This is a genomic window from Streptomyces sp. NPDC107562 (assembly GCF_055657325.1).
In genome coordinates, this window is record NZ_JBVKBE010000004.1 from 337,489 (window position 1) to 353,586 (window position 16,098).

General features: G+C 70.9%; 14 protein-coding genes. 11 read left to right on the forward strand and 3 right to left on the reverse strand.

Features of this window, described 5'->3' with window-relative positions:
- Positions 1–250: 250 nt before the first annotated feature.
- Genes ACZ7LV_RS15880 through ACZ7LV_RS15900 form a run of 5 tightly spaced genes read left to right on the forward strand, consistent with a single transcriptional unit; the run spans position 251 to position 5,709 of the window.
- Positions 251–2,779 carry a RelA/SpoT family protein gene (locus tag ACZ7LV_RS15880; RefSeq protein WP_471939698.1) on the forward strand — a complete coding sequence of 843 codons (2,529 nt, stop codon included), beginning with the start codon at positions 251–253 and terminating at the stop codon, positions 2,777–2,779.
- 54 nt (positions 2,780–2,833) lie between these two features.
- On the forward strand, positions 2,834–2,980 hold the full coding sequence (locus tag ACZ7LV_RS15885; RefSeq protein WP_471939700.1) for a hypothetical protein: 147 nt from the start codon (positions 2,834–2,836) through the stop codon (positions 2,978–2,980).
- A gap of 3 nt (positions 2,981–2,983) precedes the next feature.
- On the forward strand, positions 2,984–4,177 hold the full coding sequence (locus tag ACZ7LV_RS15890; RefSeq protein WP_471939892.1) for a protein kinase domain-containing protein: 1,194 nt from the start codon (positions 2,984–2,986) through the stop codon (positions 4,175–4,177).
- Positions 4,170–4,589 (forward strand): effector-associated constant component EACC1, encoded by a 420-nt coding sequence (locus tag ACZ7LV_RS15895; protein WP_471939702.1) that lies wholly within the window; start codon positions 4,170–4,172, stop codon positions 4,587–4,589. The genes ACZ7LV_RS15890 and ACZ7LV_RS15895 overlap by 8 nt, the downstream gene beginning before the upstream one ends.
- Positions 4,573–5,709, forward strand: coding sequence for a caspase family protein (locus tag ACZ7LV_RS15900; RefSeq protein ID WP_471939704.1), 1,137 nt, complete (start codon positions 4,573–4,575; stop codon positions 5,707–5,709). Before ACZ7LV_RS15895 ends, ACZ7LV_RS15900 begins: the two co-directional genes overlap by 17 nt.
- Before the next feature lie 105 nt (positions 5,710–5,814).
- Here the strand turns inward: ACZ7LV_RS15900 and ACZ7LV_RS15905 are convergent, their stop codons facing one another.
- Both ACZ7LV_RS15905 and ACZ7LV_RS15910 read right to left on the reverse strand, forming a co-directional pair.
- Positions 5,815–7,044: a DUF349 domain-containing protein gene (locus ACZ7LV_RS15905; RefSeq protein ID WP_471939706.1), complete on the reverse strand. Its 1,230-nt coding sequence runs from the start codon at positions 7,042–7,044 to the stop codon at positions 5,815–5,817.
- 135 nt (positions 7,045–7,179) lie between these two features.
- A complete protein-coding gene (locus ACZ7LV_RS15910) occupies positions 7,180–7,995 on the reverse strand; it encodes a peptidylprolyl isomerase (RefSeq protein ID WP_471939708.1) in 816 nt (271 codons plus the stop codon).
- 180 nt (positions 7,996–8,175) lie between these two features.
- Between ACZ7LV_RS15910 and ACZ7LV_RS15915 the strand changes: the two genes are divergently transcribed.
- The 5 genes from ACZ7LV_RS15915 (at position 8,176) to rpsD (ending at position 13,317) form a co-directional block, all read left to right on the forward strand.
- The gene (locus tag ACZ7LV_RS15915; protein WP_471939710.1) at positions 8,176–8,883 is read left to right on the forward strand and encodes an MBL fold metallo-hydrolase; all 708 of its coding nucleotides are present in this window, start codon (positions 8,176–8,178) and stop codon (positions 8,881–8,883) included.
- Positions 8,884–8,896: 13 nt separating this feature from the next.
- Complete coding sequence (gene hisS / locus ACZ7LV_RS15920; protein WP_401677461.1) at positions 8,897–10,159, forward strand: histidine--tRNA ligase; 1,263 nt, start codon at positions 8,897–8,899, stop codon at positions 10,157–10,159.
- 176 nt (positions 10,160–10,335) lie between these two features.
- The gene (locus tag ACZ7LV_RS15925) at positions 10,336–10,992 is read left to right on the forward strand and encodes a vitamin K epoxide reductase family protein (protein WP_471939712.1); all 657 of its coding nucleotides are present in this window, start codon (positions 10,336–10,338) and stop codon (positions 10,990–10,992) included.
- 50 nt (positions 10,993–11,042) lie between these two features.
- Entirely contained in the window at positions 11,043–12,398 is a 1,356-nt protein-coding gene (locus tag ACZ7LV_RS15930) for a replication-associated recombination protein A (RefSeq protein WP_471939714.1), read from the forward strand.
- A 304-nt stretch (positions 12,399–12,702) separates the two neighbouring features.
- A complete protein-coding gene (rpsD, locus tag ACZ7LV_RS15935; protein WP_123987943.1) occupies positions 12,703–13,317 on the forward strand; it encodes a 30S ribosomal protein S4 in 615 nt (204 codons plus the stop codon).
- Positions 13,318–13,340: 23 nt separating this feature from the next.
- Here the strand turns inward: rpsD and ACZ7LV_RS15940 are convergent, their stop codons facing one another.
- Complete coding sequence (locus ACZ7LV_RS15940) at positions 13,341–15,500, reverse strand: ATP-binding protein (protein WP_471939716.1); 2,160 nt, start codon at positions 15,498–15,500, stop codon at positions 13,341–13,343.
- Between the two features lie 159 nt (positions 15,501–15,659).
- On the opposite strand from ACZ7LV_RS15940, the gene ACZ7LV_RS15945 reads away from it, so the two are divergent.
- Positions 15,660–16,094, forward strand: coding sequence for a DUF948 domain-containing protein (locus tag ACZ7LV_RS15945; RefSeq protein WP_471939718.1), 435 nt, complete (start codon positions 15,660–15,662; stop codon positions 16,092–16,094).
- Positions 16,095–16,098 lie beyond the last annotated feature (4 nt).

Here is a 16,098-nt window from a genome sequence, read left to right on the forward strand (position 1 = left end):
CGCCTGCACGCCCCTCGGGAAGCCACGGGACGCGACCCTCGTCCGAAAGCCGGAGGAAAGCCGCAGGCAAGCCCCAGGCAAGCTGTGTGACACCGTGGACAGGGGGCCGGAGGAATCCGTGGGACGGGCTGGGCGTTGCCTGGGTACACGGCCCTCAGATCGGCCTGAAGGCGATCCTGGAGCTCAGGATCGCTACCATGGGGTCTCCGGAGCCTGACCGGGGGACCCGGATCGCGCACGAGGAGCCCTCTTGCCAGACGAGGCCCAGCACCTGACCGCCGCCAAGCCCGAGCGTTCCTCGGAGCAGGCGGCCCAGCCCGCGCAGCACCCGAGGAACGACGCTCGCGGGTCGGTCGAGCACGCCCAGTCCGCGCCCGTCGCGAAGGCCGCCGAGCAGGCGCGCCCCAAGCCGGCCGCCCCTGAGCGCCCCGCCTCCACGGCCCCGATCCGCCCCGCCGCGACACCCCAGACGCCCCGCTCCGGCTCGTCCAACCGGGTCCGGGCCCGCCTGGCCCGCCTCGGCGTCCAGCGCGCCAACCCGTACAACCCGGTCCTGGAGCCCCTGCTCCGGATAGTCCGCAGCAACGACCCGAAGATCGAGACGTCGACGCTGCGCCAGATCGAGAAGGCCTACCAGGTAGCCGAGCGCTGGCACCGCGGCCAGAAGCGCAAGAGCGGCGACCCGTACATCACCCACCCCCTCGCCGTGACCACGATCCTCGCCGAGCTCGGCATGGATCCGGCGACCCTCATGGCCGGCCTGCTGCACGACACCGTCGAGGACACCGAGTACGGCCTGGAGGATCTGCGCCGCGACTTCGGCGACGTGGTCGCCCTGCTGGTGGACGGCGTCACCAAACTGGACAAGGTCAAGTTCGGCGAGGCCGCGCAGGCCGAGACCGTGCGCAAGATGGTCGTCGCCATGGCCAAGGACCCGCGCGTCCTGGTCATCAAGCTCGCCGACCGCCTGCACAACATGCGCACCATGCGCTACCTCAAGCGCGAGAAGCAGGAGAAGAAGGCGCGCGAGACCCTGGAGATCTACGCGCCGCTCGCCCATCGCCTGGGCATGAACACCATCAAGTGGGAACTGGAGGACCTCGCGTTCGCGATCCTCTACCCCAAGATGTACGACGAGATCGTACGGCTGGTGGCCGAGCGGGCGCCGAAGCGTGACGAGTACCTGGCCATAGTGACCGACGAGGTCCAGCAGGACCTGCGCTCCGCCCGCATCAAGGCGACCGTCACCGGCCGGCCGAAGCACTACTACAGCGTCTACCAGAAGATGATCGTCCGCGGCCGTGACTTCGCGGAGATCTACGACCTGGTGGGCATCCGCGTCCTCGTGGACACCGTCCGCGACTGCTACGCGGCCCTCGGCACCGTGCACGCGCGATGGAACCCGGTCCCCGGCCGGTTCAAGGACTACATCGCGATGCCCAAGTTCAACATGTACCAGTCGCTGCACACGACGGTGATCGGTCCCAACGGCAAGCCGGTCGAACTCCAGATCCGCACGTTCGACATGCACCGCCGCGCCGAGTACGGCATCGCCGCGCACTGGAAGTACAAGCAGGAGGCCGTCGCCGGTGCCTCCAAGGTGCGCACCGACGTGCCCAAGGCGTCCGGCAAGGACAAGGACGCCATCAACGACATGGCGTGGCTGCGCCAACTCCTCGACTGGCAGAAGGAGACCGAGGACCCCGGCGAGTTCCTGGAGTCGCTGCGCTTCGACCTCTCCCGCAACGAGGTCTTCGTCTTCACTCCCAAGGGCGACGTCATAGCGCTTCCGGCGGGTGCCACCCCGGTGGACTTCGCGTACGCCGTGCACACCGAGGTCGGTCACCGCACCATAGGGGCGCGGGTCAACGGCCGCCTGGTACCGCTCGAGTCCACCCTGGACAACGGCGACCTGGTGGAGGTCTTCACCTCCAAGGCGGCGGGCGCGGGCCCGTCCCGCGACTGGCTCGGCTTCGTGAAGTCGCCACGGGCGCGCAACAAGATCCGGGCGTGGTTCTCCAAGGAGCGCCGCGACGAGGCGATCGAGCAGGGCAAGGACGCCATCGTCCGCGCGATGCGCAAGCAGAACCTGCCGATCCAGCGGATCCTCACCGGCGACTCCCTGGTGACGCTGGCGCACGAGATGCGCTACCCGGACATCTCCGCGCTGTACGCGGCGATCGGCGAGGGACACGTCTCCGCGCAGAACGTGGTGCAGAAGCTCGTCCAGGCCTTCGGCGGCGAGGAGGCGGCCACCGAGGAGATCGACGAGAGCGTGCCGCCGGCCCGTGGCCGCAGCCGCAAGCGCCGCTCCAGCGCCGACCCGGGCGTGGTCGTCAAGGGCGTCGACGACGTGTGGGTCAAGCTGGCCCGCTGTTGTACGCCCGTTCCCGGCGACCCGATCATCGGCTTCGTCACGCGCGGTAGTGGCGTATCGGTTCACCGTAGCGACTGCGTCAACGTGGAGTCACTGTCCCGCGAGCCCGAGCGGATCCTGGACGTCGAGTGGGCGCCCACCCAGTCCTCGGTCTTCCTGGTCGCCATACAGGTCGAGGCCCTCGATCGCTCCCGGCTCCTCTCGGACGTCACCCGCGTGCTGTCCGACCAGCACGTCAACATCCTCTCCGCGGCCGTCCAGACCTCCCGCGACCGGGTCGCCACCTCACGCTTCACCTTCGAGATGGGCGACCCGAAGCACCTCGGCCACGTCCTGAAGGCGGTCAGGGGAGTCGAGGGCGTTTACGACGTGTACCGCGTGACGTCGGCGCGCAGGTCGTAGCCTCCGTAGCAACACGACGCGAGGCGACGCGAGACGACGCGGACGGGGGAGCGCATGGCGGATCGGGGTGGAGCCCGGTCGGACGCGCGGGAGCGCGTCATCGACGGCCGCTACCGCGTCGTCGACCTGCTCGGGCGCGGTGGCATGGGCACCGTGTACGAGGCCGAGGACGAACAGCTCGGCCGCCGCGTCGCGGTGTAGCTGCTGACAGCCGTCGAGGGTGTCGGCCGGGACAACGAGGCCTGGAGCCGCTTCGTGCGCGAGACCCGCGCGCTGGCCCGGATCGACCATCCCGGGGTCGTCACGCTGTACGACAGCGGCGTGCACGAGCCCAGCGGGACGCCGTACCTGGTGATGCAGTTACTCGAAGGCATCAGCCTGGCCGAGCTGATGGCGGCCGAAGGGGGGCCGCTCCCGCCGTCCGAGGCGAGTGCCGTGGCCCTCGGCATGGTCGACTCGCTGGCCGCGGCGCACGAGGCGGGTGTGCTCCACCGTGACGTCAAGCCCTCCAACGTCGGCCTCACGAGGGACGGGCGGGTCGTCCTCCAGGACTTCGGACTCGCCCGGCTCGCCGGGGAGGGTGCGATCACCCGGACCGGGGTGATCATGGGCACCCCGCAGTTCATGGCCCCCGAGATCATGCGCGGCGCGCTGCCCGGACCCGCCGCCGACCTGTACGGCCTCGGGACCTGCCTGTATCTCATGCTCTCGGGGGAGCTGCCGTTCCGTTCCGCCGTGGACGTCGGCGCGATCATCGAGCGGGCGCTGGGCGACGGGGTTCCCGAGTTCGCCGCGGGGGCGGCGGTTCCGCCGGCGCTCGCGCGACTCGTCGAGGGACTGTGCCGGCAGGAACCCGAAGAGCGCCCCCAGGACCTGGCAGAGGTCCATCGTCTCCTCGCACAGCTGTCGGACGGCGGTACGGCACCGCTCGTGGAGCGCCTGGCACGGAACACCCGCGAGAGTGCCGTGAACGCGACCCGCGAGTTCGTGCCCCTGGACGAGGACCTGCCCGAGTACGACTGGGACGAGCCCGTTTCCCAGGCGCTCTCCCGCAGCAGGTACGACTCCCGGTCCGAGGTCCTCGACGCCGGGGCCACCCTCAGTGACGCCACCCGGCGCATCGTCCTGGGCAGCATGACCGAGGACAACGCCCTCTCCCGGCAGCGCGAGGCCGTCAACCTCGTCCAGCGGGGGCAGTTGCGGGAGGCGTCGCAGATGCTGTCGGTCGTGGTGCCCGTCTGTCTCTCGAAGCTGGGCCCCGACCATCCCACCACCCTCACCAGCCAGTACTGGCAGGCCGTGTGCCTTGCCCGCCTGGGCGCCGGGGGAGAGGCGCTGGACCTCTTCTCCCGGGTCAACAAGCGGCTCGGCCGACGAACGGACGGAACCGATGACTGACCTGATCGTGGAGCTCGGGGACTCCTCGCAGGCCGAGGAAGACCTCCGCTCCCTGCGACGCTGGCTGCACGACGACGAGGTCGTCGACGGACACGCACGCGTGGCCGCCGGCGCGCCGCCCGCCCCGGGAGCCATGGGCGGCACCGGCTTCGACGCGCTCCAACTGGCCCTCGGCAGCGGCCTGTCCACCGCCTCGCTCGTCGTCTCGGTGCTGCAGTGGCAGACCTCCCGGCGCGGCGCCCCAGCCGTCACCCTGCGCCGCGGCGGGGTGGAGGTCCTGCTGACCAAGGAGATGGCGCGGGACCAGGAGACGGTGCGTGGCCTTGTCGAACTTCTCGACACGTCCGCACCGCCCGCCCCCGTCCCCGCCCCTCGGAGCGAGGAGACCGGGGGCGATGACGGCACTGCCTGATCCGGCCCGCTCGCGGGCCGTCCTGATCGGCACCGCGTCCTACCGGCACCTGCCGCAACTGCCGGCCGTGGAGGCGAACGTCGTGGACCTCGCCGCCGAACTCTGCGACGCCACGGTGTGGGGGCTGCCCGTACAGAACTGCGTGGTCGTCACGGACCCGCTGAGCCCGCACACCATCCTCGACCCGGTGCACCGGGCAGGCGAGGAGGCCACGGACACGCTGTTCGTCTACTTCGCCGGTCACGGCATGCGCGACGCCGACTCCGACGATCTGTACCTCGCCCTCGGTGACACTCGCGAGCACCTCGGCTACACCGCCGTCGCGTACCAGCACATGAGAGCGGCCCTGCGCACGGCCCGCGCCCGACGCAAGATCGTCGTTCTCGACTGCTGCTTCAGCGGACGCGCCGCCCGCGCACTCGCGGGTGAGGAGGTCCTGGCCGCTCAGGCAGCGGTCGACGGCGCCTACGTCCTGACCGCCTCACCCCGGGACCGGATCGCGCTGGCCCCCGACGGCGAGCGGTACACCGCCTTCACCGGGGAGCTGCTCGCCGTCCTGCGCGGTGGCATCAGGAACGGCCCCGAGCTCATCGACCTGGACACCCTCTACCGCGTCCTCGAAGAGCGCCTGCGCGCCAAGAACCGTCCGACCCCGCAACGCTCCCAGGAGAACAGCGTCGGGCGGCTCCCGCTGGCCCGCAACAAGGCACGGGCCTCCCGGCTCGCCCCCGCGGGCCCCGTCCTGGCCGCCGACGTGCGTGCGGCGATCGTCGCCACCGGCCTCGCCCTCGCCCGCATGCTGCGCGCCGCGGGCAACGCCCGGGACGCCCTGGCCGTACTGCGCCTCGCGCTCCAGGAACAGCAGACGGCCGGGGCCTACGGCGACCTCCTCGCCGTGCAACTGGAACTGTCGGAGCTGCTCACCGAGACGGGCCAGGTCAAAGACGCCATCGAGGTGCTGGAGCTCGCGTTCCAGCGCGTGCACAAGGTGTACGGACCCGAGGCGGTCCTGGTCTGCCGGCGGCTGGCCGATCTGCTCCAGGAGTCCGGCAATCATCTTCAGGCCTGCGAGGTCCTCAAGCACGCCCTGGACATCAGCGAGCGGGGCGGCCGGGACTGAGACCCGGCCGGGTGCGTCGGCGCGAACACGGCCCGGACACGACGACGGCCCGGTGATCTCGGGTGCGAGATCACCGGGCACGTACGAGCGGACGGGCGCTGAGGGTCAGCCGCCGAACTCCTGGAGACCCTTCAAGGCCTGGTCCAGGAGTGCCTGGCGGCCCTCCAGCTCACGCTCCAGCTTGTCGGCCTTGGCGTTGTTGCCCTGGCCGCGCGCCTGCTCGATCTGCTTCTGGAGCTTGTCGACCGCCGCCTGGAGCTGACCGGTCAGACCCTCGGCACGCGCGCGTGCCTCCGGGTTAGTCCGGCGCCACTCGGCCTCCTCGGCCTCCTGGATGGCCCGCTCCACGGCGTGCATCCGGCCCTCGACCTTCGGGCGGGCGTCGCGCGGGACATGCCCGATGGCCTCCCAGCGCTCGTTCACCGAGCGGAAGGCGGCTCGTGCGGCCTTCAGATCGCTGACCGGGAGGATCTTCTCGGCCTCCTCGGCTAGTTCCTCCTTGAGCTTGAGGTTCTCCGACTGCTCCGCGTCCCGCTCGGCGAAGACCCCGCTGCGGGCGGCGAAGAAGACGTCCTGGGCGCCGCGGAAGCGGTTCCACAGGTCGTCCTCGTGCTCGCGCTGGGCGCGGCCCGCCGCCTTCCACTCCGTCATCAGCTCGCGGTAGCGCGCGGCCGTCGGACCCCAGTCCGTCGAGCCCGACAGCCCCTCGGCCTCGGCGACCAGCCGCTCCTTGGTCTTGCGGGCGTCCTCGCGCTGCGCGTCCAGCTGCGCGAAGTGCGCCTTGCGGCGCTTGGAGAACGCCGACCTGGCGTGCGAGAAGCGGTGCCACAGCTCGTCGTCCGACTTGCGGTCCAGCCGCGGCAGCCCCTTCCAGGTGTCCACCAGGGCCCGCAGCCGCTCACCGGCGGCCCGCCACTGGTCGGACTGGGCGAGCTCCTCCGCCTCGGCGACCAGCGCCTCCTTGGAGTGCCGGGCCTCGTCGGTCTGCCGCGCCCGCTGCGCCTTGCGCTCCTCGCGGCGCGCCTCGACGGTCTGCACGAGCTTGTCCAGCCGGGTCCGCAGCGCGTCCAGATCACCGACGGCGTGGTGCGCGTCGACCTGCTCGCGCAGATGGTCGACGGCCGCCGTCGCGTCCTTCGCGGACAGGTCGGTGGTCTTGACTCGCTTCTCGAGGAGGCCGATCTCGACAACCAGGCCCTCGTACTTGCGCTCGAAGTAGGCCAACGCTTCCTCGGGGGAGCCGGCCTGCCAGGAACCGACGACCTGCTCGCCGTCGGCCGTACGCACGTACACGGTCCCCGTCTCGTCGACGCGGCCCCACGGGTCGCTGCTCACAGCGCCTCCTCCACATGATGCCTGCGGGGGGCCTCAGCTCCCCCGGGCATCGTCCACAGTTTCGTCACGGCCAACATAGGCGACCGGCGGGTTGCCTGTCCGCATCCCGCGCGACCGAAATTTCGCAGTTGGGGGTCAGGATTTCGTGACGGTTGCCTTGTTGACCACGACCGTCGCGTTGGGTGCTCCGTCACCGGCGCCGGTGTTCTCACCCGCTTCGGCGATCTTCTTCAGAACCGCCATACCGGCCTCGGAAACGGTACCGAACGGCGTGTAGCTGGGCGGCAACTGGCTGTCCTGGTAGACGAGGAAGAACTGGCTGCCGCCGGTGTTCGGCTGGCTGGTGTTCGCCATCGCCACGGTACCGGCGGGGTAGATGTTGTCCTTGAGGCTTTTGTCCTTCAGGTTCTCGTCCGGAATCGTGTACCCCGGGCCGCCGCTGCCGCTGCCCGTCGGGTCGCCGCACTGCAGGACGTAGATCCCGTTGGTCGTCAGCCGGTGGCACTTGGTGTGGTCGAAGTAGCCCTTGCCCGCGAGGAAGTTGAACGAGTTCACGGTGTGCGGGGCCGCCGACGTCTTCAGGGCGAGGTCTATGTCACCGCAGGTCGTCGCGAGCTTCATGGCGTAGTCGGCCGACTTGTCGATACTGATCGCCGGCTCCTTCTTCCAGGTCTGCGTCTTGACCTTGCCCGCGGCCGGCTTGTCGCACGGGTCCGGGGCCTTGGACGGCGACGCGCTCTCCGTGACCTCCGCGCCCGCGTTGGTCTTGCCGTCGTCCTTGAGGACACCGGTCGTGTACAGCGCGAGGCTGCCGATCAGGACCACGCCGAGCGCCGACGCGATCACGGCATTGCGCATGCGCGACTTGCGCCGGGCGTCGGTGCGCCGCTGCTGCTGCCGCAAGAACTTCTCCCGGGCGAGCTGACGCCGCCGCTGTTCCTGGCTGACCACCGGATCTACTCCTCATGCGTCTAGAACGTCGACCGGTACATGTGCGTCCTGTGGGCCGACCGCCTGCGTGTGCCCCGTACCGTATATGGGTTCGCTGAGGAATCGGCAGCGCCGGTAGGCTCTTGACGTCAGGCGCAGCCGTCGCCGAATCCGCCCGAATCGACACAACGAAGGACGATCGTGCTCATTGCCGGGTTCCCCGCCGGGGCCTGGGGGACGAACTGTTATCTCGTCGCCCCCGCCGCCGGTGAGGAGTGCGTGATCATCGACCCGGGCCACCAGGCGGCCCCCGGAGTCGAGGAAGCGCTGAAGAAGCATCGGCTCAAGCCCGTCGCCGTCGTCCTCAGCCACGGCCACATCGACCATGTGGCCTCGGTCGTCCCGGTCTGCGGAGCACACGACATACCGGCCTGGATCCACCCCGCGGACCGCTACATGATGAGCGACCCGGAGAAGGGTATCGGCCGGTCCGTCGGGATGCCGCTCATGGGCGAGCTCACCGTGGGGGAGCCGGACGACGTGAGGGAGCTGACCGACGGGGCGAAGCTGGAGCTGGCCGGACTGGAGTTCTCCGTCGCGCACGCGCCGGGCCATACCAAGGGGTCGGTGACCTTCCGGATGCCCGAGGCCGCGGACGTGCCGTCCGTGTTCTTCTCCGGGGATCTGCTGTTCGCCGGCTCCATCGGACGCACCGACCTGCCCGGTGGTGACATGGCCGAGATGCTCGACTCGCTGGCCCGCGTGTGCCTGCCGCTCGACGACTCGACCGTGGTGCTGTCCGGCCACGGCCCCCAGACCACCATCGGCCAGGAACGCGCCACCAACCCGTATCTGCGGCAGGTGGCCGCCGGCCAGGGAGTCCCCGGGACTCCCCGACGAGGAATGTGACGAGAGACTTCCCGTGAGCACCTTCAAGGCCCCCAAGGGCACGTACGACCTGATCCCGCCGGACAGCGCCAAGTTCCTGGCCGTCCGCGAGGCGATCGCCGCCCCGCTGCGCAACTCCGGCTACGGCTACATCGAGACGCCCGGCTTCGAGAACGTCGAGTTGTTCGCGCGCGGTGTCGGTGAGTCCACCGACATCGTCACCAAGGAGATGTACGCCTTCGAGACCAAGGGCGGCGACCGGCTCGCGCTGCGTCCCGAGGGCACGGCGTCGGTGCTGCGCGCCGCGCTGGAGGCCAACCTGCACAAGGCGGGCAACCTGCCGGTCAAGCTCTGGTATTCGGGCTCGTACTACCGCTACGAGCGCCCCCAGAAGGGCCGTTACCGCCACTTCTCCCAGGTCGGTGCCGAGGCGATCGGCGCGGAGGATCCCGCCCTGGACGCCGAGTTGATCATTCTGGCGGACCAGGCGTACCGGTCCCTCGGCCTGAGCGACTTCCGCATCCTGCTCAACAGCCTCGGCGACAAGGAGTGCCGCCCCGTCTACCGGGCGGCCCTCCAGGAGTTCCTGCGCGGCCTCGACCTCGACGAGGACACCCTGCGCCGGGCGGACATCAACCCGCTGCGCGTGCTGGACGACAAGCGCGAGTCGGTGCAGAAGCAGCTCGTGGGCGCCCCCCTGCTGCGCGACTACCTCTGCGACGCCTGCAAGACGTACCACGAGGAGGTCCGCGAGCTGATCACGGCGGCCGGCGTCGCCTTCGAGGACGACCCGAAGCTGGTGCGCGGCCTCGACTACTACACGCGGACCACCTTCGAGTTCGTCCACGACGGGCTCGGCTCGCAGTCCGCGGTGGGCGGCGGCGGCCGCTACGACGGCCTGTCCGAGATGATCGGCGGCCCCGCGCTGCCGTCCGTCGGCTGGGCCCTCGGCGTCGACCGCACGGTGCTCGCCCTGGAGGCGGAGGGCGTCGAGCTCGAACTGCCCGCCGTCACCAGCGTGTTCGCGGTGCCGCTCGGCGAGGAGGCACGCCGCGTGCTGTTCGCCAAGGTCACCGAGTTGCGCAAGCAGGGTGTCGCCGCCGACTTCTCCTACGGCGCCAAGGGCCTCAAGGGCGCGATGAAGAACGCCAACCGCAGTGGCGCCCGCTACACGATCGTGGCCGGCGAACGCGACCTCGCCGAGGGCGTCGTCCAGCTCAAGGACATGGAGTCCGGCGAGCAGACGGCCGTCGGCGTGGGAGAGATCGTGGCCGAACTCGAAGCCCGCCTGGGCTGATCACGGCGACGAGGGCGCCGCAGGTCCCACGGGGCCCGCGGCGCCCTCCCGCGTGTCCGGAACCGATCGGCGGGCGGTGGGTCCTTATGTGCAGCGAACGGTGGACATGCGCGCGCGTGCGGCACAATGTCCCCTGCCGGAAGCAGGCCCCCCACTCAAGTGACGGAATCGGCGTGATGAGCAAGACGACAGTCAAGGACGTCTCCAGCGAGCCGGAGCCGCGCGACGCGGCCGCCGAGCCGCGCACGGTCGGCGGCAGCCGGGCCTTCGCCCTGCTGCTGGTGATCACGGGCGCGGCGGGGCTGCTCGCCGCGTGGGTCATCACGCTCGACAAGTTCAAGATCCTGGAGGCCAAGGCCCGGGGCGAGACGTTCACGCCGAGCTGCAGTCTCAACCCGATCGTCTCCTGCGGCAGCGTCATGGAGAGCGCCCAGGCCTCCGTCTTCGGGTTCCCCAACCCGATGCTGGGCCTGGTCACCTACGGCATCGTGATCTGCGTCGGCGTGAGCCTGCTCGCCCGGGCCCGCTTCCCGCGCTGGTACTGGCTCACCTTCAACGCGGGCACGCTCTTCGGCGTCGTCTTCTGCGCCTGGTTGATGTTCCAGTCGCTGTACCGGATCAACGCGCTGTGCCTGTGGTGCTCGCTGGCCTGGGTCGCCACGATCGTCATGTTCTGGTACGTCACCTCGTTCAACGTCCGAAGCGGCTTCCTGCCGGCCCCGGACGGCCTCAAGCGCTTCTTCGCCGAGTTCACCTGGGTGCTGCCCGTCACGCACGTCGGGATCATCGTCATGCTGATCCTGACCCGCTGGGGCAGTCAGCTCTGGGCCTGAGCCCACGGGGGCGGGCGGCGCTGTCAGTGCCGTGATTTAGGGTTTCCAGCGTGGAGCCCGACCTGTTCACCGCCGCCGCCGAAGACCGCCAGGAGAAGGACCCGAGCGCGAGTCCCCTGGCGGTTCGGATGCGCCCCCGTACCCTCGACGAGGTGGTGGGCCAGCAGCACCTGCTGAAGCCCGGCTCACCCCTGCGCCGCCTGGTCGCCGCGGGCGCCGGGGGACCTGCGGGGCCCTCCTCGGTGATCCTCTGGGGCCCGCCCGGCACCGGCAAGACGACCCTGGCCTACGTCGTCTCCAAGGCGACCGACAAGCGGTTCGTGGAGCTGTCCGCGATCACCGCCGGCGTCAAGGAGGTCCGCGCGGTCATCGACGGCGCCCGCCGCGCCACCGGCGGCTTCGGCAAGGAGACCGTCCTCTTCCTGGACGAGATCCACCGCTTCAGCAAGGCCCAGCAGGACTCGCTCCTGCCGGCCGTCGAGAACCGCTGGGTCACGCTGATCGCGGCGACGACCGAGAACCCGTACTTCTCGATCATCTCGCCCCTGCTCTCCCGCTCCCTGCTGCTGACCCTGGAGCCCCTGACCGACGACGACGTGCGCGACCTGATCCGGCGCGCCCTCGCCGACGAGCGCGGTCTCGCCGGCGCCGTGGCCCTCCCAGAGGACACCGAGGCCCACCTCCTGCGGATCGCCGGCGGCGACGCCCGCCGTGCGCTGACCGCCCTGGAGGCCGCCGCCGGAGCCGCCCTCGACAAGGGGGAGGCCGAGATCGGCCTCACGACCCTGGAGGAGACCGTCGACCGCGCCGCGGTCACGTACGACCGCGACGGCGACCAGCACTACGACGTGGCCAGCGCCCTCATCAAGTCGATCCGCGGCTCCGACGTGGACGCCGCGCTGCACTACCTGGCCCGGATGATCGAGGCGGGCGAGGACCCCCGCTTCATCGCCCGCCGCCTGATGATCTCCGCCAGCGAGGACATCGGCCTGGCCGACCCGCAGGCCCTGCCGATCGCGGTCGCCGCCGCCCAGGCCGTCGCCATGATCGGCTTCCCCGAGGCCGCCCTCACCCTCAGCCACGCCACCATCGCGCTGGCCCTGGCGCCGAAGTCCAACGCCGCGACGACCGCGATCGGCGCCGCCCTGGAGGACGTACGCAAGGGGCACGCGGGGACGGTGCCCGCGCATCTGCGGGACTCGCACTACAAGGGCGCGGGCAAGCTGGGCCACGGGCAGGGCTATGTGTACCCGCACGACCTGCCCGAGGGCATCGCCGAGCAGCAGTACGCGCCGGACGCCCTCAAGGACCGGGAGTACTACACCCCGACCCGGCACGGCGCCGAGGCGCGGTACGCGGACGCCGTCGAGTGGACCAGGAAGCACCTCGGTCGTAAGCGGTCCTGAGCACCCTGTAGAATCCCTCGCAGTGCTGAGTCCCGTGCCGTCAGAGCGGGACAGCCAGTCGGAGATCCAGTCCCCCGTGGACTGACTCCAGGAGCGTCGCGCACCGTCGAATGGTGTCGCGGGCAGCCCACCACCACCCCAGCATGACGGGACCGGTCGGTGGGCCGTTCGTGTGCTGCACGTATGTGCCCAGACCAGGGGAGCGGCTGCCCAGTGGGTCCCTCGTGGACCTGGTGGGTTTCCCCGGCTGCGGATGCGACCTCCCTCGATCTGACAAGCCGGAAACCAGGAAAGAGAACACACAGTGGCGAACCAGTCCCGCCCCAAGGTCAAGAAGTCGCGTGCCCTCGGCATCGCGCTGACCCCGAAGGCCGTCAAGTACTTCGAGGCCCGCCCCTACCCGCCGGGTGAGCACGGCCGCGGCCGCAAGCAGAACTCGGACTACAAGGTCCGTCTGCTGGAGAAGCAGCGTCTGCGCGCGCAGTACGACGTGTCCGAGCGTCAGCTCGTCCGCGCCTACGAGCGTGCCTCCAAGGTTCAGGGCAAGACCGGTGAGGCCCTGATCATCGAGCTGGAGCGCCGTCTCGACGCCCTGGTCCTGCGTTCGGGCATCGCCCGCACGATCTACCAGGCCCGTCAGATGGTCGTCCACGGCCACATCGAGGTCAACGGCCAGAAGGTCGACAAGCCCTCGTTCCGCGTCCGTCCCGACGACGTCGTGATGGTCCGCGAGCGCAGCCGCGAGAAGACCCTCTTCTCCATCGCCCGTGAGGGCGGCTTCGCCCCCGACGGCGAGACCCCGCGCTACCTCCAGGTGAACCTCCGCGCCCTGGCCTTCCGCCTGGACCGCGAGCCGAACCGCAAGGAGATCCCGGTGATCTGCGACGAGCAGCTCGTCGTCGAGTACTACGCCCGCTGATCAGGACGTAGCACCACCGCGCATCAGCCCGTCGTCTCGCCGCCCTTCCGGGTGGGCGAGGCGGCGGGCTCTCGCATGTGCGCGACGCCCCGCGCCTGCCGCGCGGGCCCCCGCGGCTCCGGAACCACCGCGACCGGCCCCGGCCGGCCGAGCGCCAGAGCCACCGCCTCCTCCCGGCCGAGCCGCGCCCCTTGGCGTACGCACGCCTCGTACCGCTCGTCGCCGAGCAGTTGCCGGGCCGTCGCCTCGCACAGCTCGTGCGGGGTGTTGTAGTACGCCGAGCCGAACAGCGGCAGCCCCACCGACGGCCACATCCCTTGTGCCGCTCCCTGGAGCACCGCGGCCTCGGCCGGATCGCCGTCCGCCGTGGTCACCAGCGCGAGCAACTCGATCGCCAGCACCGAGCCGAGCAGATCGTGGAAGGCGTGGGCGCCGGACAGGCAGTCGGTGAGCAGGGCGCGGGCACCGGCCGGGTCGCCCTCGTTCCAGGCGGCGTACGCCAGGACGAACAGCGCGTAGCCCCGGGCCCAGCGCTCGCCGTGGTCCTCGCACACCCGGCGCACGTCGTCGCACAGTTTCACCGCGTCCGCCAGATCGCCCTGGAAGGCGCGCGCCATCGCCAGCTCCACCTGACCCATCAGGACGTTGCTGTTCAGCTCGCCGATCTCCTGGTAGCGGTCGAGCGCCGAGCGCAGCAGCGTTTCTGCGCGGGGCATGTCGTCCGTGACCAGCGCCAGACAACCGGTGCGGTGCTCCGCGTACGCCAGCGCCGTGTCGTTCCCGGAATGTTCCGCCTCCTCCCGGCACTCCTGGAGCGCGGCCAGCGCCGCGACCGGATCGCCCTGGAGGACGGCGACGTAACCGAGCACCCACAGCGCCTTCAGCCGCGAGTGCTCGTTCCCGGAGTCCAGTTGCAGGCCCCGCTCCAGCCAGTGCCGGCCCTCCGACAGCCGGCCGCAGCCCGCCCAGCAGAACCACAACGAGCCCGCCAGGTACTGGCCGAGGTGCGCCTCGTCCGGCTCGGTCAGGCAGTAGTCCAGGGCGGAGCGCAGATTCGGAAGTTCCACGTCGACGCGCGCCGCCACCTCGCCCTGGCGCGGCGAGAACCAGTCCAGCTCGCACCAGGTCGCCAGGCCCACGTACCAGTCGCGGTGCCGCCGGCGCAGCCGCGCCGCGTCCCCGGCCGCCGCCAGCCACTGGGTGCCGTACGCCCGGAGCGTGTCCAGCATCCGGTAGCGCAGCCCCGCCGCGGTCTCCTCGCGGGTGACCACGGACTGCTCGATCAGCGCGGTCAGCACGTCGAGGACGTCGTCCGCGTCCAGCCCGCCGCCGCTGCACACGTACTCGGCGGCCTCCAGGTCGAAGGCGCCCGCGAAGACCGACAGGCGCGCCCACAGCAGCCGCTCCCCGGGCGTGCACAGCTCATGGCTCCAGCCGATCGCGGTGCGCAGCGTCTGATGCCGGTGCGGCGCCTTTCGCCCGCCGCCGGTCAGCAGCCGGAACCGGTCGTCGAGCCGTTCCAGCAACTGCCCGGGGGACAGCGCCCGCAGCCGACCCGCCGCCAGCTCGATCGCCAGCGGGATCCCGTCCAGACGCCGGCACACCTCCCGTACGGCCACGTCGTCGTCGCACGCCGCCCCGTGCTGCGCGGCGCGCTCCGCGAACAGCTCGACCGCCTCCGGCTCGCCCAGCGGCGCCAGCGGGAAGAGCCGTTCGCCCGCCACCCCCAGCGGTCTGCGGCCCACCGCGAGCACCCGCAGCCCCGGGGCCCGCCGCAGCAGCTCCGTCACCAGCGCGGCACAGGCGTCCACCAGATGCTCGAACCCGTCCAGGAGCAGCAGGAGTTGGCGCTCGGCGAGTTGAGCGAGGAGGGTCTCGCGCGGCGGCCGCGTGGTGTGGTCGCTCAGCCCCAGCGCCTCCGCGACCGCGTGGTCGACCAGTTCCGGGTCGCACACCGGCTCCAGCTCCACGCGCCACACCCCGCCCGGCGCCGCGTACCCGGCGGCCGCCCGGGCCGCCAGCCGCGACTTGCCGACCCCGCCGGTGCCCGTCACGGTCACCAGCCGGGAGGAGTCCAGCGCCCGGGCCAGCCCGGCGAGTTCGGCCGACCGGCCCACGAACGCGTCCAGCTCCAGAGGAAGATTGCCGAGAGTGGGCCCGCCGTCGCGCTGAGGTGCTCGCATAGGACACGGAGCGTACTGAACCGTGTTCATTCCGTACAATCGCTTCGCGCAACCCGGCCGCGGCCGCGCCGTAATCCGGTACGGAGCGCGATCCCCGGCGCGATAGGCTCGGTGCACGACTTTTTCGATGTTCAGGCACGTTTAGGGAGCGGGTGCGCAGTGTCCGGTGGAGAGGTGGCCGGCATCCTGGTGGCCGTCTTCTGGGCGATCCTGGTCTCCTTCCTCGCCGTGGCTCTGGCGAGGCTGGCCCAGACGCTCAGGGCGACCACCAAGCTGGTGGCGGACGTGACCGACCAGGCGGTGCCGCTGCTGGCGGACGCCTCCTCGGCGGTGCGCTCCGCGCAGACCCAGATCGACCGGGTCGACGCCATCGCCTCGGACGTCCAGGAGGTCACGTCGAACGCGTCGGTGCTGTCCACGACCGTCGCCTCCACCTTCGGCGGCCCGCTGGTCAAGGTCGCCGCCTTCGGTTACGGCGTGCGCCGGGCCCTCGGCGGCCGCAAGGAGGACGCGCCCGCGAAGTCGTCGAGGCGTACCGTGATCGTGGGCCGGACCGTCCCGGCCGCGCGGCGGGCCAAGCGGAAGAAGGACTGAGGCC

Bases quoted from the DNA above. Each gene is read 5' to 3' on its own strand.
- ACZ7LV_RS15885 (WP_471939700.1), top strand. From the start codon at position 2,834: ATGGCGGATCGGGGTGGAGCCCGGTCGGACGCGCGGGAGCGCGTCATC.
- ACZ7LV_RS15895 (WP_471939702.1), top strand. From the start codon at position 4,170: ATGACTGACCTGATCGTGGAGCTCGGGGACTCCTCGCAGGCCGAGGAA.
- ACZ7LV_RS15900 (WP_471939704.1), top strand. From the start codon at position 4,573: ATGACGGCACTGCCTGATCCGGCCCGCTCGCGGGCCGTCCTGATCGGC.
- ACZ7LV_RS15925 (WP_471939712.1), top strand. From the start codon at position 10,336: ATGAGCAAGACGACAGTCAAGGACGTCTCCAGCGAGCCGGAGCCGCGC.
- ACZ7LV_RS15940 (WP_471939716.1), bottom strand. From the start codon at position 15,500: ATGCGAGCACCTCAGCGCGACGGCGGGCCCACTCTCGGCAATCTTCCT.